Origin of the sequence: Paraprevotella clara YIT 11840, from assembly GCF_000233955.1 — a bacterium.
Taxonomy (GTDB): Bacteria; Bacteroidota; Bacteroidia; order Bacteroidales; family Bacteroidaceae; genus Paraprevotella; species Paraprevotella clara.
This window is the reverse complement of the sequence record NZ_JH376638.1, coordinates 1-602: the sequence shown is the minus strand read 5'-3', so window position 1 is coordinate 602 and position 602 is coordinate 1. Positions and strand designations below refer to the sequence as shown.

Here is a 602-nt window from a genome sequence, read left to right as displayed (position 1 = left end):
ACCATTTAAGAGCGTAAAATACGCCTGCTGCTACGGTGAGTTCTGCAATAAAATAGAAAATCTGCTCCATATGTTAAAAAAGAAAAAGACTACCCTAAAGAGCAGGGCAGCCTTTTTCACATTATAAACATTCTAAAATTAAGCTACATCAATATCGGTATTAACATTCTTGCTACCTACTAATGCGTAGAACAATAGGTAAGCTATCGCAAGTACGATTACCCAGTAACTTTGTATATAACCTACAGCATCGGCAGCCCATCCTTGTATAGCTGGTAGGATACCTCCACCACATACCATCACCATAAAGATACCCGAAGCAGCAGCCGTATATTTGCCCAAACCTTCAGTAGCAAGGTTAAAAATACCTCCCCACATTACCGAAGTACATAAGCCGCAAAGGATAAGGAACATAATGCTCATAGGCACTTGTGCTAAACCGAATGATATATCAGCTTTGAATACAGGCATATTTACCATTTGTGTTTCAGGTATGAAGATAGCCAAGAGTACAAACACTAATCCTAAGAGCGATACGAATGAAAGCATTCCTTTGCTTGAGAATTTAGCGCCTAATGAACCACCGGTAAGACGACCGATAA

General features: G+C 39.7%; 1 pseudogene. It reads right to left on the bottom strand.

Going from position 1 to position 602, the window contains the following annotated elements:
* Window positions 1–138 precede the first annotated feature (138 nt).
* A pseudogene (locus tag HMPREF9441_RS15165) lies at window positions 139–602 on the bottom strand (MFS transporter); the annotation flags it as partial.